25 protein-coding genes and 1 tRNA gene are annotated in these 22,392 nt (G+C 41.6%); 17 read left to right on the forward strand and 9 right to left on the reverse strand.

Annotation, left to right across the window (positions count from 1 at the left end; translation table 11 throughout):
* The first annotated feature begins 68 nt into the window (after positions 1-68).
* The 5 genes from A7968_RS17710 to alr all read left to right on the forward strand — a co-directional run bounded on the left by A7968_RS17710 (position 69) and on the right by alr (position 4,601).
* Positions 69-620, forward strand: a complete 552-nt coding sequence (locus A7968_RS17710) for an RNA polymerase sigma factor (protein WP_064667894.1) — start codon at positions 69-71, stop codon at positions 618-620.
* Positions 607-1,089 carry a hypothetical protein gene (locus tag A7968_RS17715; protein WP_084448233.1) on the forward strand — a complete coding sequence of 161 codons (483 nt, stop codon included), beginning with the start codon at positions 607-609 and terminating at the stop codon, positions 1,087-1,089. The genes A7968_RS17710 and A7968_RS17715 overlap by 14 nt, the downstream gene beginning before the upstream one ends.
* An 11-nt stretch (positions 1,090-1,100) precedes the next feature.
* The gene (locus A7968_RS17720) at positions 1,101-2,042 is read left to right on the forward strand and encodes a DUF4097 family beta strand repeat-containing protein (protein ID WP_064667895.1); all 942 of its coding nucleotides are present in this window, start codon (positions 1,101-1,103) and stop codon (positions 2,040-2,042) included.
* A gap of 100 nt (positions 2,043-2,142) precedes the next feature.
* Entirely contained in the window at positions 2,143-3,522 is a 1,380-nt protein-coding gene (gene dnaB, locus A7968_RS17725) for a replicative DNA helicase (RefSeq protein WP_016709432.1), read from the forward strand.
* Positions 3,522-4,601 (forward strand): alanine racemase, encoded by a 1,080-nt coding sequence (gene alr / locus A7968_RS17730; protein ID WP_064667896.1) that lies wholly within the window; start codon positions 3,522-3,524, stop codon positions 4,599-4,601. Before dnaB ends, alr begins: the two co-directional genes overlap by 1 nt.
* Before the next feature lie 10 nt (positions 4,602-4,611).
* Here the strand turns inward: alr and A7968_RS17735 are convergent, their stop codons facing one another.
* Positions 4,612-4,851, reverse strand: coding sequence for a DUF2960 domain-containing protein (locus A7968_RS17735; protein WP_064667897.1), 240 nt, complete (start codon positions 4,849-4,851; stop codon positions 4,612-4,614).
* Positions 4,852-4,984: 133 nt separating this feature from the next.
* Here A7968_RS17735 and A7968_RS17740 point away from each other — a divergent pair, with 133 nt between their 5' ends.
* The 3 genes from A7968_RS17740 to A7968_RS17750 are packed head-to-tail and all read left to right on the forward strand — an operon-like array spanning position 4,985 to position 6,696.
* Complete coding sequence (locus A7968_RS17740; RefSeq protein WP_064667898.1) at positions 4,985-5,236, forward strand: hypothetical protein; 252 nt, start codon at positions 4,985-4,987, stop codon at positions 5,234-5,236.
* Between the two features lie 24 nt (positions 5,237-5,260).
* Entirely contained in the window at positions 5,261-5,884 is a 624-nt protein-coding gene (gene pnuC, locus A7968_RS17745) for a nicotinamide riboside transporter PnuC (protein ID WP_064667899.1), read from the forward strand.
* 8 nt (positions 5,885-5,892) lie between these two features.
* Positions 5,893-6,696, forward strand: a complete 804-nt coding sequence (locus A7968_RS17750) for a phosphotransferase (protein WP_064667900.1) — start codon at positions 5,893-5,895, stop codon at positions 6,694-6,696.
* Between the two features lie 10 nt (positions 6,697-6,706).
* On the opposite strand, the gene A7968_RS17755 is transcribed toward A7968_RS17750, so the two are convergent.
* A complete protein-coding gene (locus A7968_RS17755) occupies positions 6,707-6,889 on the reverse strand; it encodes a hypothetical protein (RefSeq protein ID WP_064667901.1) in 183 nt (60 codons plus the stop codon).
* 253 nt (positions 6,890-7,142) lie between these two features.
* Here A7968_RS17755 and A7968_RS17760 point away from each other — a divergent pair.
* From A7968_RS17760 to A7968_RS17770, 3 genes are all read left to right on the forward strand, one after another.
* A tRNA-Arg gene (locus A7968_RS17760) sits at positions 7,143-7,217 on the forward strand.
* Between the two features lie 325 nt (positions 7,218-7,542).
* Positions 7,543-9,693 carry a TonB-dependent siderophore receptor gene (locus A7968_RS17765; RefSeq protein ID WP_064667902.1) on the forward strand — a complete coding sequence of 717 codons (2,151 nt, stop codon included), beginning with the start codon at positions 7,543-7,545 and terminating at the stop codon, positions 9,691-9,693.
* An 80-nt stretch (positions 9,694-9,773) separates the two neighbouring features.
* Complete coding sequence (locus A7968_RS17770; RefSeq protein ID WP_064667903.1) at positions 9,774-9,998, forward strand: Rho-binding antiterminator; 225 nt, start codon at positions 9,774-9,776, stop codon at positions 9,996-9,998.
* Here A7968_RS17770 and A7968_RS17775 read toward each other — a convergent pair.
* The gene (locus A7968_RS17775) at positions 9,976-10,947 is read right to left on the reverse strand and encodes a zinc transporter ZntB (protein ID WP_064667904.1); all 972 of its coding nucleotides are present in this window, start codon (positions 10,945-10,947) and stop codon (positions 9,976-9,978) included. The two genes, A7968_RS17770 and A7968_RS17775, sit on opposite strands and share 23 nt — an antisense overlap.
* 150 nt (positions 10,948-11,097) lie before the next feature.
* On the opposite strand from A7968_RS17775, the gene A7968_RS17780 reads away from it, so the two are divergent.
* From A7968_RS17780 to A7968_RS17790, 3 genes are read left to right on the forward strand one after another with little or no spacing between them, the layout of a single operon-like run.
* Complete coding sequence (locus tag A7968_RS17780) at positions 11,098-11,526, forward strand: ATP-dependent zinc protease family protein (protein ID WP_064667905.1); 429 nt, start codon at positions 11,098-11,100, stop codon at positions 11,524-11,526.
* A gap of 10 nt (positions 11,527-11,536) precedes the next feature.
* The gene (gene rimK / locus A7968_RS17785) at positions 11,537-12,442 is read left to right on the forward strand and encodes a 30S ribosomal protein S6--L-glutamate ligase (protein WP_064667906.1); all 906 of its coding nucleotides are present in this window, start codon (positions 11,537-11,539) and stop codon (positions 12,440-12,442) included.
* Entirely contained in the window at positions 12,429-13,487 is a 1,059-nt protein-coding gene (locus tag A7968_RS17790; protein ID WP_064667907.1) for a succinylglutamate desuccinylase/aspartoacylase family protein, read from the forward strand. The genes rimK and A7968_RS17790 overlap by 14 nt, the downstream gene beginning before the upstream one ends.
* A gap of 79 nt (positions 13,488-13,566) precedes the next feature.
* On the opposite strand, the gene A7968_RS17795 is transcribed toward A7968_RS17790, so the two are convergent.
* From A7968_RS17795 to recQ, 4 genes are all read right to left on the reverse strand, one after another.
* Positions 13,567-14,109 (reverse strand): mechanosensitive ion channel domain-containing protein, encoded by a 543-nt coding sequence (locus A7968_RS17795; protein WP_064667935.1) that lies wholly within the window; start codon positions 14,107-14,109, stop codon positions 13,567-13,569.
* Positions 14,110-14,186: 77 nt separating this feature from the next.
* Positions 14,187-15,896, reverse strand: coding sequence for a POTRA domain-containing protein (locus tag A7968_RS17800; RefSeq protein ID WP_064667908.1), 1,710 nt, complete (start codon positions 15,894-15,896; stop codon positions 14,187-14,189).
* 65 nt (positions 15,897-15,961) lie between these two features.
* Complete coding sequence (locus A7968_RS17805) at positions 15,962-16,261, reverse strand: DUF3630 family protein (RefSeq protein ID WP_064667909.1); 300 nt, start codon at positions 16,259-16,261, stop codon at positions 15,962-15,964.
* Between the two features lie 15 nt (positions 16,262-16,276).
* A complete protein-coding gene (recQ, locus tag A7968_RS17810) occupies positions 16,277-18,100 on the reverse strand; it encodes a DNA helicase RecQ (protein ID WP_064667936.1) in 1,824 nt (607 codons plus the stop codon).
* A 111-nt stretch (positions 18,101-18,211) separates the two neighbouring features.
* Here recQ and A7968_RS17815 point away from each other — a divergent pair, with 111 nt between their 5' ends.
* On the forward strand, positions 18,212-18,667 hold the full coding sequence (locus tag A7968_RS17815) for a thioesterase family protein (RefSeq protein WP_064667910.1): 456 nt from the start codon (positions 18,212-18,214) through the stop codon (positions 18,665-18,667).
* Positions 18,668-18,719: 52 nt separating this feature from the next.
* Positions 18,720-19,643: an EamA family transporter RarD gene (rarD, locus tag A7968_RS17820; RefSeq protein ID WP_064667911.1), complete on the forward strand. Its 924-nt coding sequence runs from the start codon at positions 18,720-18,722 to the stop codon at positions 19,641-19,643.
* Here the strand turns inward: rarD and A7968_RS17825 are convergent.
* Positions 19,640-20,875 (reverse strand): diguanylate cyclase, encoded by a 1,236-nt coding sequence (locus A7968_RS17825; protein ID WP_064667912.1) that lies wholly within the window; start codon positions 20,873-20,875, stop codon positions 19,640-19,642. The two genes, rarD and A7968_RS17825, sit on opposite strands and share 4 nt — an antisense overlap.
* A gap of 90 nt (positions 20,876-20,965) precedes the next feature.
* Positions 20,966-21,340: a MaoP family protein gene (locus A7968_RS17830; protein WP_064667913.1), complete on the reverse strand. Its 375-nt coding sequence runs from the start codon at positions 21,338-21,340 to the stop codon at positions 20,966-20,968.
* Positions 21,341-21,431: 91 nt separating this feature from the next.
* On the opposite strand from A7968_RS17830, the gene A7968_RS17835 reads away from it, so the two are divergent.
* Positions 21,432-22,307 (forward strand): LysR family transcriptional regulator, encoded by an 876-nt coding sequence (locus tag A7968_RS17835; protein WP_064667914.1) that lies wholly within the window; start codon positions 21,432-21,434, stop codon positions 22,305-22,307.
* Positions 22,308-22,392: the final 85 nt, after the last annotated feature.

A 22,392-nucleotide genomic window follows, 5' to 3' on the forward strand; every position in this document is an offset into this window, starting at 1 on the left:
TTTTCGATCCTAGCTGACGTCTAATACACTAAATTCAGAACAATAATCATAAAGGGACAACATCAACGATGTTGATAGATGCAAAACAGGCTTTTACACAGCTAAGTGAAGAGACACTTATTACCCGTGTTAAAAGTGGCGACCAAAATGCTTATGCGGCACTTTATGAGTTACATGTAAAGCGGGTTTATGGTTTGTGCTTACGTTTATTAGCAGATCGCGAACACGCTGAAGATGCAACCCAAGAAGTGTTTGTACAGCTGTGGCATAAAATCGCTAGTTTTGAAGGGCAGTCGCAGTTTTCTACTTGGTTGCACAGCGTTACCAGCAATATTGCGATTAGTTATTTGCGCAAGCATAAAAACTGGTTGCAAAAAGTAGTGAGCTTCGAACAAAGCGGCATGGACGAGCAAAGTGCACTAGATTGCCAAGGACTCAATGGTCTGGATAAGTTAGTTTTACGGTTGCCTGAGCGAGCGCGGATGGTATTTGTTTTACACGTCATTGAAGGTTATCGCCATGAAGAGATAGCCACCATGTTAGGAATGGCAGTGGGTTCTAGTAAGTCGCAATTTCATCGCGCCCGTCAGTTATTAAAAGAGTGGTATGAAAATGAATAAGCCAGATTTTGACACCTTTTTAGCAGAGTCGATTAATAACTCTGACTCAGACATTACGCCACAAAAAGATTTATGGCCAGGTATAGAAAAAGCGTTAGCACATGCGCCGCAACCGCAGGTTAAAGCCTCTCTTTGGCCTAAAATCACTGGCGTGGCTGCATGTTCAGTTGCCGCTTTATTAGCCGTACAGTTGTTATTTTCTGGCGCTGAGCCTGCAACTAGTGTGGCGATGAGTGAGTACTTTACTCAACAAAAACAAACCTTGTTAGTGCAGTATCAAAACCAGCCGGCACTGACAGATAACTGGCAACAGCAATTGGCTGAATTAGAAGATGCTGAGCGAGCAATCAAGCAAGCACTAGAAAATGAACCTCAAAGCCCTGCGCTGTTAAAAATGCTCGCACAGGTTTACCAACAACAATTAGATTTAATCAATAAGGTGCACGCACCAAAATGGCAACAAATTTAGGAGTAACAACCATGAAAACATTATTATTAGCACTGACCTTATTGCCGTTTTTAGCCACCGCAGGCGAAAAAATCAATGAACAAATTGAAGTGCCAGCCAATAAACGCATTTTTATCGATAATCAACGCGGTGATATACGTATTGAAGGCTGGGATAAGCCACAACTGCAGATCACCGGTGAACTTGATGATAAAGCGCAAGGATACCGTTTAGAAGAGCAAAATGGTCGTATTGAGTTTATCGTTAAAATGCCACGCAATAATAATGGCTGGAACAGTGGGGATGGTTCAAACTTGACGATTTACATGCCAAAAAGTAGTGAACTTGAGTTTACAGGGGTAAATGCCAACATCAATGCAAAAGATTTACATGCAGGCGCAGATATCGACGTTGTTAATGGCGATATCACCTTACAAACTATCAGCGGTAATATTAGCGTTGATACCGTCAATGGTGATGTGAGTGCGATTGGCTTAAAAGGCGATATAAGCTATGAAACCGTTAACGGTGAAATCAATGATAAAGACTCTGAAGGAACACTGCGCTTTACCGCCGTTAATGGCGATATTAAATCAAAAACAGCAGCGCAAGAAGTCCGCTTAGAAAATGTAAACGGTGATATCGATTTTGCTTTTGCAGCGTTAAAAAGCTTACGCGTTAGCACAGTGAATGGCGAAAGTGAGATCCACATTAATCAGTTGTTAAAGGGCGCACAAGTAACCTATGAATCAGTCAGTGGTGATGCTGATTTTTACTTCCCTGCTAATGTTTCTGCACGCTTTGAAATAGAAGCCCATGCTAATGGTAAAATCGTTAACGAGCTGAGCAATGATAAGGTGAAAAAAGCTAAATACGGCCCATCAAGTGATTTAGAATTTGCTGTTAACGGCGGCGATGCAGATATTGAAATCGATACAATCAGCGGACGCATTGAATTACGTAAGAAAAACTAATCTCCCTTAGCAAAGCAGGAAAAGAAATCCTGCTTTGCTCTTTGCACGGCTAAGCCAAGTCGATAGAATAGAGGCCATTCATTGTTAGTATTGCGAAGTTATGGCTAAACCAGATAAACAAGTCGACACTCTAAAAGTTCCTCCTCATTCCATTGAAGCAGAGCAATCTGTTTTAGGTGGCTTAATGCTTGATAACCAAGCCTTTGACCGTGTTGCTGAACTGGTTGTCTCACAAGACTTTTATACCCGTACTCACAAGCTGATTTTTGAGGCCATGGTTGAGCTTGCCGAGGTCGGTGATCCAATCGATTTGATCACTATTTCTGAAAGCCTAGAGAAAAAGAACCTGCTCAGCGGCATTGGTGGTTTTGCTTATTTAGCAGAAATCGCCAAAAATACGCCAAGTGCGGCGAATATCGATGCTTATGCGAATATCGTACGCGAACGCGCGGTAGTGCGTGAAATGATTGGCGTAGCCAATGAAATTGCCGAAGCTGGATTTAATCCGGAAGGGCGCACCAGTCATGATTTACTCGATTTTGCTGAGAGCAAAGTGTTTAAAATTGCTGAGCAGCGCACCAAAAGCAACGATGGCCCGCAAAGCTTACATAGCATTCTAGAAAAAACCGTTGATAAAATCGAAGAGCTCTACCAGTCACCGCAAGATGGTGTGACGGGAGTGAGCACAGGTTATGCCGATCTAGATAAAATGACCACAGGTTTACAGCCTTCTGACTTGATTATTGTTGCCGCGCGTCCGTCGATGGGTAAAACCACCTTTGCGATGAACCTCGCAGAGCACGCTGCGATGACGCAAGATAAACCTGTGTTAATTTACTCACTAGAGATGCCCTCGGAGCAGATCATGATGAGGATGCTGGCATCGCTTGGTCGAATTAACCAAACCAAAGTACGTACCGGTCAGCTTGATGATGAAGATTGGGCGCGACTATCATCTACCATGGGCTTATTAATGGAAAAAGGTAAGATGTATGTTGATGATGCATCGGGCCTAACCCCTACCGATGTGCGCTCTCGTGCTCGTCGTATTGCGCGCGATCACGGTGGTATCAGTATGATCATGGTCGATTACTTGCAGTTAATGCGCGTACCGAGTTTGTCTGATAACCGTACTTTAGAGATTGCTGAAATTTCACGTTCACTTAAGTCGTTAGCAAAAGAGCTACAATGCCCAGTGGTTGCACTGTCGCAGCTAAACCGTACCCTAGAGCAACGCGCCGATAAACGGCCAATTAACTCCGACTTACGTGAATCAGGCTCTATCGAGCAGGATGCCGATTTGATCATGTTTATCTACCGTGATGAAGTGTATAACGAAGACAGCACCGAAAAAGGTGTGGCTGAGATCATCATAGGTAAACAACGTAACGGCCCAATCGGTAAAGTACGTTTAACTTTCCAAGGCCAATTCTCGCGTTTTGATAATTACGCAGGCCCAGCCATAGACGATGATTACTAATGCGTTTAGCCATAGCCGAAATTAATTTACAGGCACTTGCGCATAATTTAGCGCAAGTGCGCCAGTTTGCCCCCCATAGTAAAATTATGGCAGTGTTAAAAGCTAACGCTTATGGCCATGGCTTAGTTAAAATCGCGCAACATTTAAATGCCGCAGATGCGTTTGCTGTTGCTCGGATAGATGAAGCGTTAGCACTGCGTGCTGGTGGCTTAACAAAACCAATCGTGTTGTTAGAAGGTTTTTTTCATCAAGATGATTTACCTATTTTATTAGCGAATAACTTTCAAACCATTATTCATGATGAAAACCAATTAGCCGCGCTGGAAAAAGCGCAATTGGATGCGCCTATTAACTGCTGGTTGAAGATTAATACCGGTATGCATAGATTAGGCATTGCCGCGACCCAGTTCGAAGATTTTTATCAACGCTTACAAACGACTAAAAATGCCAACAATGCTATCAATTTAATGACTCACTTTTCTTGTGCAGATGATGTCAATGATATTAAAACCGAGCAGCAAATTAGCTTGTTTGACTCGTTAGTAACCGGTAAGCAACAAGCACATTGCTTAGCGAATTCGGCAGGTATAATCGCATGGCCAGCTGGGCATGGTGATTGGGTACGGCCAGGGTTAATGCTGTATGGTGTCTCACCTATGCTTAATTGCAGCGGGGCACAACATAACTTAAAACCGGTGATGCGTTTAACCACTAAGGTGATTGCAATTCGTGATGTGGAAGCCGGACAATGCGTTGGCTATGGTGGTCGTTGGCAAAGTACCAAAACAACTAAGCTGGCTGTTGTAGCTATGGGCTATGGCGACGGTTATCCGCGCCATGCTAAACACGGAACACCGGTGGTTATAGGTAATAAGCGCTACGGCATTGCTGGAAACGTCTCTATGGATATGATCAGTGTTGATATTGGCGATAACAGCGACAATATTAAAGTGGGCGATGAAGTGGTAATGTGGGGTCCAGAGCTTCCCGTTGAAGAAATTGCTCAATGTGCGACAACAATTCCTTACGAGTTACTGTGTAATATAACCCCACGGGTAAGTTATGAGTATTTAGAATAACGTATCACGGTTACTCTTTAATAAAGTACACATCACTAAAACCCATGCGGGCAAATTCTTGATCACGAAAATTACGCACTGCCGCTGAGCCTTTAGAGGTCATTTCAATTTGTTGAACCATGTTTAAGTAATTTGTTAGATCAATGCCTTCGGCTGCAGCAATTGCTTGGTACATGTCGTGGTACTTATCTTTAGCGAAGTTAATCTCACGTGGTTGGTTTTTAAACTTGTACGTAATGCGTCGTGCCATTGTAAACTCGTGTCGATAAATTAAATTACCCTGATTTTACACCTTCTTCGCCATCTGCTCTACCTTTGAATGACTTGTGGCCAAGCTCAAGTTACAATGTCGTCCTATTTTGTAGGCAATGCTAAGGAACATCATGAAATTATCTGTTGAGATCAGTAAGTACCCACTACACCAAGATTACATTCCATTTATTAAAGGTTTTATCGACCGATTAAATACTTACGATGATTTAAAAGTCATTACGAACACCTTATCGACACAAATTTTTGGTGATTATGATTTAGTGATGTCGGTGCTTAGCATTGAAATTAAGCGCTCATATGAAGAGTTTGGTAAAGCTATTTTTGTGTGCAAATTTCTCAATGGCGATCTGTCTCCTGAATAAACTTTAATACCTTAGCGAGTCAATATGGACTTTATTACGCAAACGCTTACAGGCTTTACGGCAATGTCCCATTGGGAATATATCGCTGTAGGTTTATCTATGGCGTATTTACTACTGGCAATCAAAGAAAGCCTTTGGTGTTGGCCTGCGGCCTTTTTTAGCACGCTAATTTATACCATTATGTATTGGAACGGCGCTTTATTAATGGAGTCGTTATTGCATTTTTATTATATGTATATGGCGGTATATGGCTGGCTTGCATGGCGAAAGGGCGGTGCAAATAAGCACGAATTAGCTATAACCTCATGGTGTATAAATCAGCATTTACTGATAATTGCTGGTACATCCATTGTAGCTGTGGTGTTAGGTTATGTGATGAGTAATTATACCCATGCAGATTTTGCCTACTTAGACAGTTTTACAACGTGTTTTGCGGTGGTGACTACTTATTTAGTGGCGAAAAAAGTGCTGGAAAATTGGTTGTATTGGATTGTAATTGATGCCGCGTCAATGTACTTATACTATGAGAAGGGTTATTACCCGACACTCGTACTGTTTGTGTTTTACACCATTATGGCTGCGTGGGCATTTAAAACCTGGTACGAAGAATACGAGCAAAACCAAGCCAAGCCGTTAGCACAATTATAAGAAGCCGTATGACAGAGCATGAAATAAGCGGCATTTTTGCCGCTTTTAACGCGCAATTAAATATTGTTAGCAATGAGCGATTACACAGTGGTTTAAGTAACGATAACTTCTTAGTGCGCGCCCAGCTCGGGCAACAGTCACAGGCTTATTTATTAAAGTGCTATCGTGAGCATTGGCCTGTTGTTGGTTTGACGGCGCAAGCAGCATTTGCAGCACAAGGTATATGTCCGCAGCCAGTTTGGACTGATGAAGCCAATAAAGTCGCGATTTTTGATTACCTAGAGGGTGATATAGCACAAGGCGAGTACAGCACTGAATTGCTACAAAAATTAGCAGCTTTGCATGGCTACAATATGCAGACCGTGGCAATGGACATCAGCGATGAGTTAGCTTTTTACCAACACACAGCTTTATTTCAGCACTACCAAACAAGTGTAACTAACGCATTGCAGCAAATCGCCTTATTTCCTCGAGATGAAGGTTTTTGTCATAATGACTTGGTGAAAGAAAACATCATAGTAAACCCGCAAGGCATGTTTTTAATTGATTTTGAATACGCTAAGAGCAACGACGTCTACTTTGATTTAGCCGCCTTGGTTGTCAGTTTTACACTCAATGAAGAGCAAAAGCAGCGCTTGCTGGATGACTATCAACGACACTTGCCTAATACGCAGTGTTTCTATAGCAGCGTGGCTAAGCTGGAGTGCTATCAAGTGGTATTTTTAGTTTTGTGTATTTGCTGGTACAACGCACGCTCAGTCGAAGATAAAGTAACATTATTACGTACGCAATTAGATAGTTTGATTAATTAAAATGCAGAGGTTAGAGGCCACCAAAACGAGCAGCAAGCTCTTTATATTTTGCTACTTCATCAGCATCAAATTGCGGTTCACCATTAGCGTCTTCACCTTTTGCGATCAGTAGACTTTCTCGGGCTAAACGCTTTACCCGCTCAGCTTTAACCCCTAAAAATTCTGCAACTTGCTCGGTTGACATTAAACTCATAAATACTTCCTCGTGTTAAAACTTTTACAAGCGCCTTTAAATAATGAAAAGGGCATGGAATTGTTGCAAAATGGTTATTAATTTTTTTAAGTATAATTTAATAGCTGTTTTTTGCTTGCTTGTGAAGTAATTTATTCTATTTCGCTTAATTAATAATCATCTAGGCGATAGATGCTGGCATTTAGTTGCAGATGCCTTTATTATTGCAGCGCCTAAACACTGATATCGCGAGTTGGTGTGGTGGCACAAATGTGCTCTCGTGGTGAAATGGATATCACGTGGCCCTCCGGAGGCTAAGTTGTAGGTTCGATCCCTACCGAGAGCGCCATTTGCTTATAAATAGTTTTTCCTAACTAAATCGTGCACTTTCTTATTGTCTCAATCATTTTTGCTTATCTAGCTAACCTCGTCTCGTAGTGCTGACTTTTCATATTAATAAAGATTTTAATGTTCTCTGCCAGTCGTACTCCGCGATAAAATTTTAATGCTGTTTTCAATTATTGTTCGCCTTCCCATCTTTGTTTTTGCTAAGACATTAAGTTAGCGTGCAAAATAGTTTAATTAAATGTGTATTATACTACAAATCAGGATGAAATTAATTATCATTCGTGATAAATTAATGCTGTTGTTTTTCTTCTACTTAGAGTATTACCATGCATTTTACCCTACTGCCAATTGCGACAGCTGTGAGTGTCGCACTTATGTCATTGAATCTAGCTGCCGCAGAAAACGATAGCCAAGATGAAAATAAAATTGAAAAAATCACTGTTAATGGCAAATATGTTGTTAATGAAAATATAGATACTGCGACCGGCTTAGGTTTATCTATCCGTGAAACACCCCAGTCAGTTACGGTCTTTACCGCCGAACGTATTCGTGACCAAGATCTTGATACCATCATTGATGCGGTTGATAACACTGTGGGTTTATCATCATCAAAAATGGATAACGTCCGTAACACCATGCAGTCACGTGGATTTAGCGTATCTAATTATCAAATTGATGGTGTGCCATTATCATGGAGTTTGGCTGGAGATTCTGGTGAAACCTCCGCAGATGTCGCCATCTATGAGCGTGTCGAGTTTGTACGCGGTGCAACAGGCTTATTAACAGGAGCGGGTGATCCGTCTGCTTCAATAAACCTCGTTCGTAAGCGTGCGAGTAATACAGATTTAACTGGCTATGTTGATTTATCGATAGGAAGCTGGAATAAAAAGGAGCTAACAGTTGATCTTGCCAATGGCTTGAATGACAGTGGTTCAGTGCGAGGACGTGTTGTTGCTAAAGTGGTTGATAGTGAATCTTACATTGACTTATACGAAGAAAATAAAAAGATTTTTTACGGTGTATTAGAAACCGATTTATCTGCAGATACCACTTTTCGCGTAGGCGGAAGCTATCAAAAAAGTGATCCTCATGGGCCTGTGTGGGGCGCATTGCCAGCTTACTATACCGATGGTACAGAGACTGATTGGGATGTATCAAAGACCACGGCGGTTGATTGGACTCGCTGGGAGACTGAACATACAAACTACTTTGCCTCGGTTGATCACTTGTTTTCAAATGGTTGGCAGCTAACAGCAAATTACAATCACTCAAAATATGATAAAGAGAGTCGATTATTTTATGTATATGGTGCGTTAGATAAAGAGACGGGGGCTGGGCTTACTGGGCAACGTTACTTTGCATTTGGCACAACAGAGCAAGACAGTGTTGATATACAACTTAAAGGTCAATATAACCTGTTTGAACAAACTCATGACTTTGTAGTTGGCGCGCTTTATTCAAAACAAAAAGGAGATACAAGTACACGTGACCCAGATCCTATTATTGGTGGCTCTGCATGGGATGCTGTTCCAATTGAAGACTTTTATAACTTCCAAGGTGACTCCATTGCAGAGCCAAACTGGACTGAAGAAGCGACAGTGCAAGATGATAATGACACTGAGCAAAAAGGCTTTTACGTTGCAACACGTATTTCGATCACCGATTCATTTAAAGTGATTGGTGGTGGTCGCATTTCATCGTGGGAGCGCGAGCGTTACTACTATGGTGCACAGCAAGACTACGGTAATTCTGGTGTGTTTGTACCTTACTTTGGTGCTTTATATGATCTGAACTCTCAGCACCGTATTTATGCAAGCTACACAGAAATATTCAAACCGCAGAATAACTTAGATGCGAGCGGTGAATACTTAGATCCAATCGATGGTAAAGCAAGTGAAATTGGCTTAAAGAGTGCTTACTTTGACGATCGCTTACAAACTTCAATTGCGATCTTTGATATTCAACAAGACAACTTAGCCGTTGAAGATCCTAATTACGTACCGACTGCAGAACAAATGTCAGCATACTATGGTGCTGAGGGTACGCAAAGTCGTGGTTTTGAGTTTGAAGCTATAGGGGAACCTGTTGATGGTTGGAACATCTCTGCCGGTTATTCACAGTTTGAAGCTGAAGATGCTGATGATGTTAAAATAAACACCACAGCACCTCGTAAGCAGTTTAAATTATTTACCACCTATCAATTTGTTGATCAATTACCTGAGCTAACAATTGGTGGTGGCCTGAATTGGCAAAGTAAATCCTATGCCAAAGGCAGTACTGTTAACGTAGAGCAAGGTTCATACGCGCTGGTTAATTTAATGGCTCGTTATAACATCAACGAAGCAATGAAAGTACAAGCTAACGTGAACAACCTGTTTGACGAAAAGTACTATAACTATATGACTGCGGGTAGCTCAAACCTATATCGCTATGGTGCACCGCGAAGTGTATCAGTAAGCTTTAGCTATAACTTCTAAGTTAGTATAAAGGCGCTGTAATAGCGCCTTTTCTTTTGCTGTGCTTGCTATACTTAGCTTTTTACTCTCAACGGACATTTATGAAATACCAACCAATTAAATGCGGCGACTATGATCAGTATGAACTGTTTTGCATGCAATCAGCACGGGTTAAAATTATCACCACCGATGATCAGGAACTGATTGGTAACGCAAAGGATTTACTCAACCTAAAGGATAAAGGTGAGTTTTTACTGATTGAATGCCAAGAACAAGGCGAGCATAAAGTTCGCCTTGATGAAATTAAAGCCATCTCTTATTTTTAAAATATACCCCGATCCCGCCAGTTAATACGATTAAAAAGATCACAAATGCACTAAATGCATAAGGGCTTTCGGTACCCGGAATTCCACCCACATTGACACCGAGTAAGCCGGTTAAAAAGCCTAGCGGTAAAAACAACGCGGCAACCACTGACATCACATACATACGCTGGTTGAGTTGCTCTGAAACTTGATTGGTAACGGTCTGCTGAATAATCTGCGCACGTTCGATTGAGTTGTCTAGTTCCTCAATAAAACGGATCAGCAAATGAGTTGTTTCATTCAATTTTGCTTTATCGCTTTCATCCAGCCAGCTATATTTGTTTACTATTAGTGTGCTAAGCGCTTCTTTTTGCGGCTTTAGATAACGTTTTAAACCAATGGTTTGACGACGTAATTGCGATAGACCTTGGTTATCGAAACGTTTAGTTGGCTCGTCAATTTCATCTTCAAACTCATCCAAGGAATCGTCTAAGTCATCAATAACGCTTTGCATACGTGAGGTGAGATTATGCGTTAATTGGCAAATCAGTTCAGAGATGTTGCACGGGCCATTCTTTGCTGTTAATGAGGCAAGTACATCTTGCACTGAAAGCAGACGGCGTTTACGGGTAGTGATCACTATGTTTTCGTTAATAAATAAACGAATCGACACCATGTCTTCAGGGCTTTGTGCAGGATTTAAATTAACGCCGCGTAAAAATAGCATACAGCCGTTAGTCGCTTGGGTTATGCGTGGGCGTGTTTCATCGGCTGTTAATGAAGCAAGTTCATAATCAGTCAGTTGTTCGCTTTTTCTTAGCCACTCAATAGCTTCAGTTTGACTATAATCCAAGTGCACCCAAAGTTTTCCTTGAGCGGGTTGCCAATTATCTAGGTCTGTACTGTTCTCTATTGTATGTGCCCCGCCTTGTTCATCAAGGATAAGTGCATGTAGTAAACCATTGAACATAGTAAATTCTCATTAATACTGTATGGTTAATATAGTTGACTATTGAGAGACTTAGGTCAATTAAATTGGCTAATCGAATTGATAAAATTATTTCATTGGTGTTTTAATGCGTGTAGCGTATAAGACAGTTTTTTATTAAAGGGCACATTTATGACGGCAAAGATAATTGTTGGTTGGCGTGAGTGGCTGAGTTTACCTGAGCTTGGCATTAATCAAATTAAAGCTAAGATTGATACAGGCGCCCGTACGTCATGTATTCATGCTCTTAATATTGAAGAATATGAGCGAGAAGGTGAAAAGTGGGTTAAATTTATAGCCCAGCCTTTGCAAGAAGATGAACACACCCAAGTTGAGTGCAATGCTAAGGTTAAAAACAGAAAGTATGTTACCAGCTCAAGTGGGCAACGTGAATATCGGTACTTTATTGAAACTCAGCTCCATGCTGGTGATAAAAGTTGGCCTATAGAGGTCACCTTAACTAGCCGAGCAAGCATGAAGTTTAGAATGTTATTAGGGCGAACAGCCATGGAAAATCGTATAGTCGTTGATCCGGCTTTATCTCATTTATTAGATAGTTAAGGTTTTAACTATGAAAATCGGTATTTTATCTCGCAATAAGAATTTATATTCAACACGTCGTTTAATCGAAGCTGCCCAGCTGCGTGGCCATGAAGTGAAAGTGATTGATGCGCTGCGTTGTTATATGAACATTAACTCGGAACAACCAGAGATCCACTATCGCGGTGAAAATCTAAAAGACTTTGACACTATCATTCCGCGTATTGGTGCTTCCGTTACTTTTTATGGCTGTGCGGTGTTACGCCAATTCGAAATGATGAATGTGTTTCCTGTTAATGAATCTGTTGCGATTTCACGTTCGCGAGATAAATTACGTTCATTACAGTTATTGTCGCGTAAAGGCGTAGGCATGCCAGTAACAGGTTTTGCTAGTAAGCCAGATGACGTAAAAGACTTACTCGAAATGGTAGGTGGTGCTCCGGTTGTAATTAAATTACTGGAAGGCACGCAGGGTATCGGTGTGGTTTTAGCTGAAACGCGCAAAGCGGCAGAAAGTGTTATTGAAGCCTTTATGGGCTTAAAAGCTAACATCATGGTACAAGAATATATTAAAGAAGCAGGCGGTGCCGATATCCGTTGTTTTGTACTCGGTGATAAAGTGATTGCCGCGATGAAGCGTCAGGCACAAGATGGTGAATTCCGTTCTAATTTACACCGCGGTGGCAGTGCAACATTAGTGCGCATCACGCCAGAAGAACGTAAAACAGCAGTGGCTGCAGCTAAAGCGATGGGCTTGAATGTAGCTGGGGTTGACTTGCTTCGCTCATCTCGCGGGCCTTTGGTAATGGAAGTGAATTCATCACCGGGTCTTGAAGGTATTGAAGTGGCAACAGGAAAAGATATAGCAGGTATGGTGATCGAGTTTATCGAGAAAACCGCTGCGACTAAAAGGACCGCAACGCGTGGCAAAGGTTAAAATCAATAGTGCGTTTACTTTATTAGGTGAAACGGTGGGGGTCGGCGAGCGTAAAACCCTGGCTTTGGAAGCTGCGAAGCTGTACACACACTCACCGTTAAATATTCCGATTGAAGTAGTGAACGGTGTACAAGCAGGGCCAGTATTAATGGTCTGTGCTGCGATTCATGGTGATGAACTTAATGGCGTTGAAGTGGTACGCCAATTATTAGCGAAAATAGATGCGACTCAGCTGCGCGGTACGCTAATAGCAGTACCGATTGTAAATGTGTTTGGGTTTATTCATAAGTCACGTTATTTACCGGATCGTCGCGATATGAACCGCAGTTTTCCGGGCTCTATTCGTGGCTCGCTTGCTGGGCGCATGGCGCATATGTTCTTCTCGCAAGTGGCTGTTTACTGTACGCACATTATTGATTTACACACAGGGGCTATCCATCGCACTAACTTGCCACAAATACGTGCCAATTTAAGTGATGATGCAACGGCACAAATGGCAAAAGCATTTGGTACCCCGGCGGTAATTGATGCTTCTTTACGTAATGGTTCACTTCGCAGTGAAGCCGCTAACTTAGGTATTCCTGTTATTACCTATGAAGCGGGTGAAGCATTGCGCTTTGACCCTATTGCCATTGCAGCAGGTATGCAGGGCGTAGATTACGTGATGCGGCATTTAAAAATGATCCGTGGTAAGCGAGCTAAAAAACTACCTGAGCCAGTTATTGCCAGCTCAACCAGTTGGGTACGTGCTGAAGTTGATGGGATTGTTCGCGCCCAAGTATCGTTGGGTGAGCGAGTGATGAAAGGTCAGATATTGGCGTACATTAGTAGCCCATTAGGTGACTCAGAGCTTGAGCTATTGGCCCCGCGCAGTGGTATCGTAATTGGCCAGCAAACGATGCCGCTGGTTAATGAAGGAGATGCGGTGTTCCACTTAGCGTATTTTGCTCATGCAAATAGCTTAGTTGAACAGCAATTAGAAACCTTTATTGATGAAATTAGTGATATTGAAGATGAGTTAAAAACGGCCGATTTAAATAATTAACCGTTATTTTAAGCTGTGATTAAAAAGCCGCCGAAGAAATTTTCTTCAGCGGCTTTTTACGTTCTGCCACTATCACCATTTATAATGGTTTTCTTGGCCCAATAATACGTTTAATAGGGGCTGTTTTGCTGGGTTTTGGCTCATTGCTTAATACCATCACCGGGCGTGTAACAAATAAGTTGTTTGGGTAAATAACGCGATGACCATCAATATGCTCAAGAACCACATTCATTAAGCCCATTTCAACAATTCGTCCTTCAACAAAGTTAGCGCCATCAATCACTCTGACCCAATAACCAACACGGCAGTCATTTTGAATAAACATTAGTAAAAAGGAGGTTAGATTGCTTAGCAGTGACCACGCAGCAAAAAGTGCCACGCCAAGCATAGCAAATAAGGATGAACCAAGTACCAGCAAACCGCGTAACTCTATGCCCCAAAAAACCAGTACTAAACAGAGCAGCACAAATGCGAGAATAATTTTTAGTAGTAGCTCAGCGCGGTATTTTCGATGAATATCGACTTTACCTTTGATGGTTTTTTCGAGTAGTTTTTTGGTGAGTTTTAACAGCAATGGAAATGCTAATAAGGCAACTAATGTTACCACCCATCTGTATTGCATACTGAGAATATCAAGTAGTTCCACACGTCGTCCTAATCAGCTTTACCGAAGGCGTATTTTAGCGTTTTTCGTGACCTTTAAAAGGTATTTTTTACAGTGACAAGCCATTGGATTGAATCCACATCATCATCTTTATCAAGGGGAGCGGCGATATCTAGATGGATCACCGTTCCGGCGTTGGCTCTGCTTGGTGCGAGCCTTAAACCAACACCAATGTTTTTTAAAACTTGGCCATTATCACCGTTATTTTTATTGTTGAACCAAGCGCGTCCAATGTCAAAAAACGCAGCACCACCGACTTTAAAAAGCTGCAGCAAGTCGTACTCCCAGTAGTAACGTTTTTCTAAATTGACCAAAAAGCTGCGATCACCTTGTTGATAATCTAACGGGTAGCCACGTAAACCATTTTCACCACCTAGGCTCAGTTGCTGATCTGGAGTGAGATTATTTGCATAATCAAGCCGTATTCTGGCATACCAGGATTGCTCTAAACTGGTATTTAAATAATATTGCACTTGGCTACTAGCTAACAGGTTCTCTACTTTGCCTTGCTCTTCGTTCCAATAACCATCGAGGCTGGCATGAAAGCGCCACAACGTATCATTACCTCTAAAGTGCGCTTTCTTAGCATTGAAGGAGTAAATGGCACGACTTGCATCATTGCTTACTTCTTCACTGGAGTAACCGAGTAAAGCTTGTAGATTCCACCCTAAATTGAGATCTTCAGTGCGATAAATGCTGTCGAAATTTCTTACTTTTACAAAGCGATCTTCAAACCAGTGGCCGCTTATATAGGGGTAACTTAACTCTCGTTTTTCAGCCAGTGGCGTATTGGTTTCTGAAGTGCTAGCAAAGCTTTGTTGTTCGTGGGTATAACCTACATTGAGACGCTGCGTCCAATTATTGCTAAGGTGTTTGGAGTGGCCAAAGTAAATACGGTTATACTCGGTTTTTTGGGAGAATTGGCTGAACACTTCGCCTCGTTTATAGAGCGACTCGGTGCGTTGATCTGAGTAACTTAATAATCCATAGCTATAAGGTGTATCAATGGAATAAAACGGGTAAGTTAACTCGAGTAAATGGCGTTTTCCATCATCGTTATCAGAATACTCAACGCGGCCACGGTAACGACTTGATAGTATATTTGGATCATCGTATACAAATAAATACCCATTGCGCTCGGCATCGGATGTGCGTGACAGTGAGAGGCGTTTCCCCCAGCCAAGTAAATTAGACTCACGAAAGCCGATACTCGATTTATTTTCGCCGCCGCTGCGACTAAAGCTTATCTCAGGCAGTAATGTCCATAAATCGCGGGTCTCTACAGTGACATCAATATGCCCATCGCAATTAGTTTCGGCACTAATATTGGCATCATATAAGTAACCTTGGCGACGTAATAAACGTTCTGATTCAGCCAGTTTTCTTGGCTCATAGTTATCTTCAGGCGCAAATAACAGAATGCTTTTAATAACATCAGGTTCTGTGGTCATGTGTGCACGATTAGCAAATCGAAATAGCGCGTTATTTTCTTCTTCGAGTTCAGTATTAAACACGTTGAGCTGATTAAGTTTGATGTTTGCTATTTTGGCATCGGGGGTTTTTTCTGGTAATAGCTCTTCGCCATCAAGTTGGCGGTATAAGTTCTTTTCAGATGCAGTAATAGTCTGTTGCTTATCACAGCTTTGCTGGGTTTGAGCCTCAGATTGCGCAAGACAATAGGGGGCATAGAGCAGGTAGCTTGAACAGGTAAAAAGTAGAAACTTAAAACATCTGCTTACGGCCATTTAAATCCTTGAAAATGAACTTTAGTCTGTGCTTACTACACACTAACTTGCAGTATAAGTCCACCTCATTGTTGCATTTGGGTAAGAAAATAATGGACAAGTACAGCTAATAATTGCTCAGCTTCAACACCTTCTGCATTGATCCAGACACTATTACTATAATGCTCGAAGTTTAAATTAAAGTTTTGGTTTGCATAGCTAAAGCGGCATTGATGGCGGTCCGCGCCACTGGCAAACTCGCTTATTGTGATCTCGGGTGCGTGGAGAAATAAATGCGCCCATAGTTCAAAGTCATCATCATTAGGCATTTCGCTCGGGCTAATAATGATTGCATTATGGCGGGTGTCTAATTGAAATTCAGTCATGCTGTTACTCTGTACTTAGGAAGCCGCTAAATAGTTACGAATAGCTTGTAAAAAGGGGCTGCCGTATTTGTTAAGTTTGGTAAAGCCAACCCCAGAGACTTTGAGAAACTCACTGTCATTGGTTGGCATTAACTGCGCCATTTCAGCGAGTGTTTTATCGTTAAATACCACATATGGCGGCACATCATCGGCATCAGCAAGTTCTTTACGCAGAGCACGAAGTTTTGCAAACAGCTTTTTATCATAGTTAAATTGAGCCAATTTATCTTGGTAAACGTGTTTAGCTTGTAGGCGCGGCTCAGCCAATTGCAGCGCATATTCACCTTTAAAAATGGCACGTGCGCCTTCAGTTAAGCGCAGCGCAGAGCCTTGGGTGATATCTTGACTTAGCAAACCTTGGTGGATGAGTTGGCGTAAAATACTCAGCCAAAATTCACTACTGTGATCTTTGCCTATGCCATAAGTACTGAGCTGGTGGTGATTATTATCACGAATACGGCTGGTGTTAGCTCCGCGTAGTAATTCTACGATGTAACCTAAACCGAAGCGCTGTTCGGCGCGATACACACATGACAGAGCTTGCTGGGCAACTAAGGTGCCATCGAAGCTTTTTGGTGGGTTCAGGCAAATATCACAGTTACCACAGGGTTCACGTTGGTATTCACTAAAATAGTTAAGCAGTATTTGGCGGCGGCAGGTTTGTGCTTCTGCAAAGCTTGCCATGGCATTAAAGCGTTGCTCTTCAACGCGGCGGCGCTGTTCATCTTCAATGTCTTCAAAAAAACGTCTTACCCGGCCAATATCAGCAGGATCAAAGTACATGATTGCTTCTGCCGCAAGACCATCACGTCCAGCTCGCCCAGTTTCTTGATAGTAAGACTCAATACTTTTTGGAATATCGTAATGTAGTACAAACCGTACATTGGGTTTATTAATCCCCATGCCAAACGCCACTGTGGCAACCACGATTTGAATATCATCGCGAGCAAAGCCTGTTTGTACAAATTGGCGCTGTTCATTACTCATCCCTGCGTGGTAAGCCGCTGCATTCATGCCTGCATCGGCAATTTTTTCTGCTATTTCGTCAACCCGTTTACGGCTGGTGCAATAAATGATGCCACTTTGATTTTGTTGTTCTTTTAAGTAGCGAAGTAATTGCGCCAGCGGTTTGAATTTTTCTTCAATAGTGTAGCGAATATTCGGTCGATCAAAACTACCTGTATGAATATAGGGAGCGGTTAAACCAAGCTGCTGGACAATATCAAAACGGGTTGCTTTATCGGCAGTGGCGGTTAGTGCCATCATCGGCACATGTGGGAAATGCTGTTTAAGCTCGCTTAGACGACAGTAATGCGGGCGAAAATCATGGCCCCAATGTGACACACAGTGAGCTTCGTCAATCGCAAATAAACTAATATTCAGGTGACTTAAGCGTTCTTTAAATTCGTGTTGTAGTACTTTTTCAGGCGCAACATACAGAAGTTTGATCAAACCACTGTGCAGTTGTTGGTATATCTGTTGTTGCTCGTCGCGGTTAAGGCTGTTGTTGATATACGCCGCTTTTACTCCAAGCGCTCGCAGTTGTGACACTTGATCTTGCATTAATGAGATCAGCGGTGAAATCACTACGGTTAAGCCACTCAACGCTAATGCTGGTACTTGATAGCAAACAGATTTACCACCACCTGTGGGTAATAATACTAGGGTGTCTTGGCCGTTAAGGGCTGCATTAATTACCGTTTCTTGGCCGTCACGAAACTCGCTATAACCAAACACTTGTTTGAGTATAGCGGCGGGGCTGCGCACAACGGCGCTTGGTGTTGGGATTGGTGTATTCATCGCGCTCATTTTAGAGCTTTTAGGCGACCTTGCATAGGTGCTTTTTATCGCACTTTCTTTTTAGTTGTGCTTTACTCATCTTACCAGTTATAAAGTATGCGGTTAATAATAATGAATAAAGCTATTTTAATTGATCAAGTTGCAAAAGTATTTGTTGAACAAATGCCGTTTAATCAGTTTTTACAAATTAAAGTAAAATTTTTAGATGCAGAGCAAGCGCAAATAAGTTTCCCCTGGCAGGATGTATTTATAGGTAATCCGGCGCAAAAGATTCTTCATGGTGGGGTGATCTCAGCGGTGCTAGATAATGTTGGCGGTATGCTTGCTGCAGCTGCAATGATAGATAAACTCACAGAGCTTGATCTGCCAAGTGTGCAAAAAAAGTTGGCTACTTTAGGTACCATCGACTTACGAACTGATTATTTGCGACCAGGTAAAGGTAGCGAATTTACTGCGAGTGCAAAACTTATTCGTTCAGGTAACAAGGTGTGTGTCTGTAGAATGGAGCTGCATAATGAACAAAGTGTGCAAATAGCATTTGGTACAGGGACTTATTTAGTTGGATAAAACTGTACTCGAAGAGTAAACTAGCCGCCTTTTACACGTTTAGAACTTATTTATGCCAACTAATCCTGAACAGCGTAAAGGCGTTATCTTAGCCTGTATGGCTTTTTTTATGTGGGGCTTAGCGCCTATATACTTCAAATTACTACAGCACATTTCGGCATTTGAAATACTAATGCACAGAGTAGTATGGTCGGTATTATTTATCGCCATCATAGTTGCTGTGTTGCAGCAGTGGCATAAAGTCCAATATATTTTCAAGCAACCTAAGTTAATTGCCATGTTAGTGCTCACGGCCGCATTACTGGGCTTTAACTGGGGGTTGTTTATTTGGGCCGTCAATAATGACCATATGCTTGATGCGAGTTTGGGTTATTACATTAATCCATTATTAAATGTGTTACTCGGCATGCTATTTTTAGGAGAGAAGCTTCGTAAATGGCAGGCGTTTGCTGTTACGTTGGCATTGTGTGGCGTACTGATCCAAGTGATTAGCTTTGGTTCTTTCCCGGTTGTTGCCTTGTCATTAGCAAGCTCATTTGCGATCTACGGCTTACTACGTAAAAAATTGCCAATCGAATCATTACCAGGGTTATTACTTGAAGCGTTAATCTTATTGCCCGTTGCTTTAGTATATTGGTGGTTAATGGTGCCTACAGCCAGCTCCGATTTTACTGCGAATGATTGGCATACCAATGCGTTGTTGATCAGCGCAGGTGTTATTACGACGTTACCGTTATTGTGCTTTATAGGTGCCGCGAAGCGCTTGCAATATACTACCTTGGGGTTTTTTCAGTACATTGGGCCAAGCTTAATGTTTATTTTAGCCGTGGTGTTTTATGGTGAAGTATTCAGCGGTGAGCGCATAGTAACATTTGCCTGTATTTGGAGTGCGCTGGCAATTTTTAGCTACGATTCATATCGACAATCACAAAAGCGCAAACGTGAAAATATCCCTGCTCCAACTAAGCCAGTTTAAGCACTGACTTTATTGCGGCCAGTTTCTTTAGCCTCATAAAGCTTAATATCAGCCTGTTTTAATAATTCATCGATTTGATAAACAGGTTGGTGTACGTAACCAATAGATAACGTGAATTTAATTTTCTGTTGGCTAAATTCAGGGCTATTGAGCTCAATGAAATGACGAAAACCCTCTAGGCGTTTTACTACTTCATTTTTATCTGTATCAGCAAAAAAAACCGCAAATTCTTCACCGCCTAACCGTGCGGCTAAATGCTTTTTAAAATATTTAGCAAAACAGCTAGCCAGTCCCCGCAGTACTTCATCGCCGGCATTATGGCCATAGTTATCGTTGATTGATTTAAAATGGTCAATATCAAGCATCGCTATAGAAGTTATTAATCCTTGTTGCTGCAGTTGCTTTAACGATTTAGTTGTTTCTTCAAAGAAGTAACGGCGATTAGGTAATTTAGTCAAATAGTCAGTATTGGCTTGCAAGCGAATAGTGTTAATTTGCTCTAACATGTCAACGTTTTGGCTCAAACGACAATAAAACTCTTCGCTGTTAAATGGTTTACGTAAATAATCGTTAGCGCCATTTTTTAAAAAGCGTGCTGAAAGATGAGATGTATCAGAACCGGAAATACCAATAATGGCTTTTTCCTCATTGCTGTATAAACGGCGGATCTCAGTACATAATTCATCACCATTCATATTGGGCATTTCGTTATCGGTAATGATCACCGTTATATCTGGGGTTTGCTCCAGAATGGCAAGTGCTTCAATGCCATCATTAGCTTCTAAAACCTGATACTTATGACGTTTAAGTAAATTACAAATATAATGTCGAGTTGAAGCCGAGTCATCAACCACCAATACTTTGACCTTTTCATTACGGGGTAAGCGTTGCAACTGTTTTTCTAAGTATTGATAAGCTTGTTTATTTTCTTTAGTGATGTAATCAATAATGGGGTATTTTTCAACAGCCTCACGGGTTTGTAAATCGATGTTACCCGTCATGACAATGGTGGGAATTTCAGCTGCAATAGTGCAGGGAATTGCTTCGCCTAGTGGAGCATCAGGCAAAATAAAATCTACTACGGCACAAAAATAGCTATTTTTGCTAATTAACACTTTTGCTTGCGCTAATGTTCCAGCTATATCAGCGTCATAGCCAACTTTAATTGCGATGTGTTTTTGCACTCGCGCTATAGTTGGCGTATCTTCAATGATGAGTATTTTCCGTGTCACGTAACACCTTGTTTTTTGGCTGGACCAAATAGTATTGCTTATACAAGGTGTAACTGTTAAAACACGAAAAAGCAAATAACATCATTATTTTTATAGACTATCTGACTCCGAATAGTAGTCTTGGCTCTGTGGCGTTGGGCTTGAGATCCGCGAGCGGCCAAATAAGGTATGAAACTTAGTTTTACAGGTTGTTAGCTTGAGGTATTTTATCCAAGCGCGTTCAATGGCGTTAGTTGGCTCTTGGCTACCTGAAACAACAGCAAGAAATTGTGCTTGAATTTCGTTTTGTGGTTCAAGGGTTTTGTTGTATAACCCTTTGAGTACCACGCCGTGTTGCTCAAGAATACTGGCTTCTAGTAAGGTGAAGTTACCACTGCGACCGAATCCGCGTGGAAAATTTTGGTCATCATAAAACTGACGTTGGCTTACAAATGCTTGGCGAAGTAGTGAAATATCATTGCTCATGGCTGTTTCCTCATGCCCTATTTACTGGCTGGAGTATGGATCAAGTTGCGCAATTTATTAAACAAAAAATTTTTATCGTGAGGATAAATAATTGGATATAGATTTATTAAAAACCTTTGTCGAGGTGGTGCGAACTCGTCACTTCGGTAAAGCAGCTGAAAACCTTTATATTACACAGTCTGCGGTGAGTTTTCGTATTCGTCAATTAGAACAAGGGTTAGGTGTTAATTTATTTATCCGCCAACGCAATAATATTCAATTGACCGCCCCTGGTGAGCGCTTGTTACCCCATGCGCAAATGATTATAACCGGTATGCAACGAGCAAAAGTCGATGTAGCACTCGCTGATAATATGCATAAGCAAGTGAGTTTAGCAGGTACTCCTAATATTTGGGATGCCTTTTTACAATTTGGTATTACTAATATTGTGTCAGCTATGCCTGGCGTATCACTGGTTGCAGAAGTTAAAGCGCAGCAAGAAAGTACACGGTTATTATTAGAGCGTACTTTAGATCTCGCCATTTTATTTGATCCGCCTAAAGTTGATGAGTTAGTTGTCGAGCGCATATGTACACTGCCGATTATTCCTATTAGTGCATTTGAAGGTGCAGCAAATGAAAACTTTTTTGATAACCAATATGTATATGTAGATTGGGGAACCACTTTCTCGCTTTGGCACGCGCGCCAATTTACAGGGCGCACACCGCCTTATTTTCGCACCAGCACAGGGCGCATAGCCCTAGATTTAATACTACAATGTGGTGGCAGTGCATTTATTCCAGAAGTATTAGCAAAACCGCATTTAGATAAAGGTGAGCTATACTGTGTTGCTGATGTTGAACATACTTCTCGAGATATTTTTGTTGCTTATCATAGAGACAACGAACAAAAACTGTTACTGGAAACTTTAGTTAATTTATTGGTCGAGTTAACGCCTAATATTAGTAGTGAATTTAGCGCAAAATAGTGAAGGGTTTCCTATTTAAACATGGTCAAAATGCTCCTTGTTTATGACGCTTTTGTGTAATTTTAATTTCAGTTGTGGTTTGTTT

It is taken from the genome of Pseudoalteromonas prydzensis, assembly GCF_001661495.1.
Classification (GTDB): domain Bacteria; phylum Pseudomonadota; class Gammaproteobacteria; order Enterobacterales; family Alteromonadaceae; genus Pseudoalteromonas; species Pseudoalteromonas prydzensis.

Coding starts and splice junctions, on each gene's coding strand:
- A7968_RS17715 (WP_084448233.1), top strand. CDS start 607: ATGAAAATGAATAAGCCAGATTTTGACACCTTTTTAGCAGAGTCGATT.
- A7968_RS17735 (WP_064667897.1), bottom strand. CDS start 4,851: ATGGCACGACGCATTACGTACAAGTTTAAAAACCAACCACGTGAGATT.
- A7968_RS17765 (WP_064667902.1), top strand. CDS start 7,543: ATGCATTTTACCCTACTGCCAATTGCGACAGCTGTGAGTGTCGCACTT.
- recQ (WP_064667936.1), bottom strand. CDS start 18,100: ATGAATACACCAATCCCAACACCAAGCGCCGTTGTGCGCAGCCCCGCC.
- rimK (WP_064667906.1), top strand. CDS start 11,537: ATGAAAATCGGTATTTTATCTCGCAATAAGAATTTATATTCAACACGT.
- A7968_RS17800 (WP_064667908.1), bottom strand. CDS start 15,896: ATGGCCGTAAGCAGATGTTTTAAGTTTCTACTTTTTACCTGTTCAAGC.
- pnuC (WP_064667899.1), top strand. CDS start 5,261: ATGGACTTTATTACGCAAACGCTTACAGGCTTTACGGCAATGTCCCAT.
- dnaB (WP_016709432.1), top strand. CDS start 2,143: ATGGCTAAACCAGATAAACAAGTCGACACTCTAAAAGTTCCTCCTCAT.
- A7968_RS17740 (WP_064667898.1), top strand. CDS start 4,985: ATGAAATTATCTGTTGAGATCAGTAAGTACCCACTACACCAAGATTAC.
- A7968_RS17750 (WP_064667900.1), top strand. CDS start 5,893: ATGACAGAGCATGAAATAAGCGGCATTTTTGCCGCTTTTAACGCGCAA.
- rarD (WP_064667911.1), top strand. CDS start 18,720: ATGCCAACTAATCCTGAACAGCGTAAAGGCGTTATCTTAGCCTGTATG.
- A7968_RS17775 (WP_064667904.1), bottom strand. CDS start 10,947: ATGTTCAATGGTTTACTACATGCACTTATCCTTGATGAACAAGGCGGG.
- A7968_RS17710 (WP_064667894.1), top strand. CDS start 69: ATGTTGATAGATGCAAAACAGGCTTTTACACAGCTAAGTGAAGAGACA.
- A7968_RS17830 (WP_064667913.1), bottom strand. CDS start 21,340: ATGAGCAATGATATTTCACTACTTCGCCAAGCATTTGTAAGCCAACGT.
- A7968_RS17720 (WP_064667895.1), top strand. CDS start 1,101: ATGAAAACATTATTATTAGCACTGACCTTATTGCCGTTTTTAGCCACC.
- A7968_RS17780 (WP_064667905.1), top strand. CDS start 11,098: ATGACGGCAAAGATAATTGTTGGTTGGCGTGAGTGGCTGAGTTTACCT.
- alr (WP_064667896.1), top strand. CDS start 3,522: ATGCGTTTAGCCATAGCCGAAATTAATTTACAGGCACTTGCGCATAAT.
- A7968_RS17805 (WP_064667909.1), bottom strand. CDS start 16,261: ATGACTGAATTTCAATTAGACACCCGCCATAATGCAATCATTATTAGC.
- A7968_RS17795 (WP_064667935.1), bottom strand. CDS start 14,109: ATGCAATACAGATGGGTGGTAACATTAGTTGCCTTATTAGCATTTCCA.
- A7968_RS17755 (WP_064667901.1), bottom strand. CDS start 6,889: ATGAGTTTAATGTCAACCGAGCAAGTTGCAGAATTTTTAGGGGTTAAA.
- A7968_RS17770 (WP_064667903.1), top strand. CDS start 9,774: ATGAAATACCAACCAATTAAATGCGGCGACTATGATCAGTATGAACTG.
- A7968_RS17815 (WP_064667910.1), top strand. CDS start 18,212: ATGAATAAAGCTATTTTAATTGATCAAGTTGCAAAAGTATTTGTTGAA.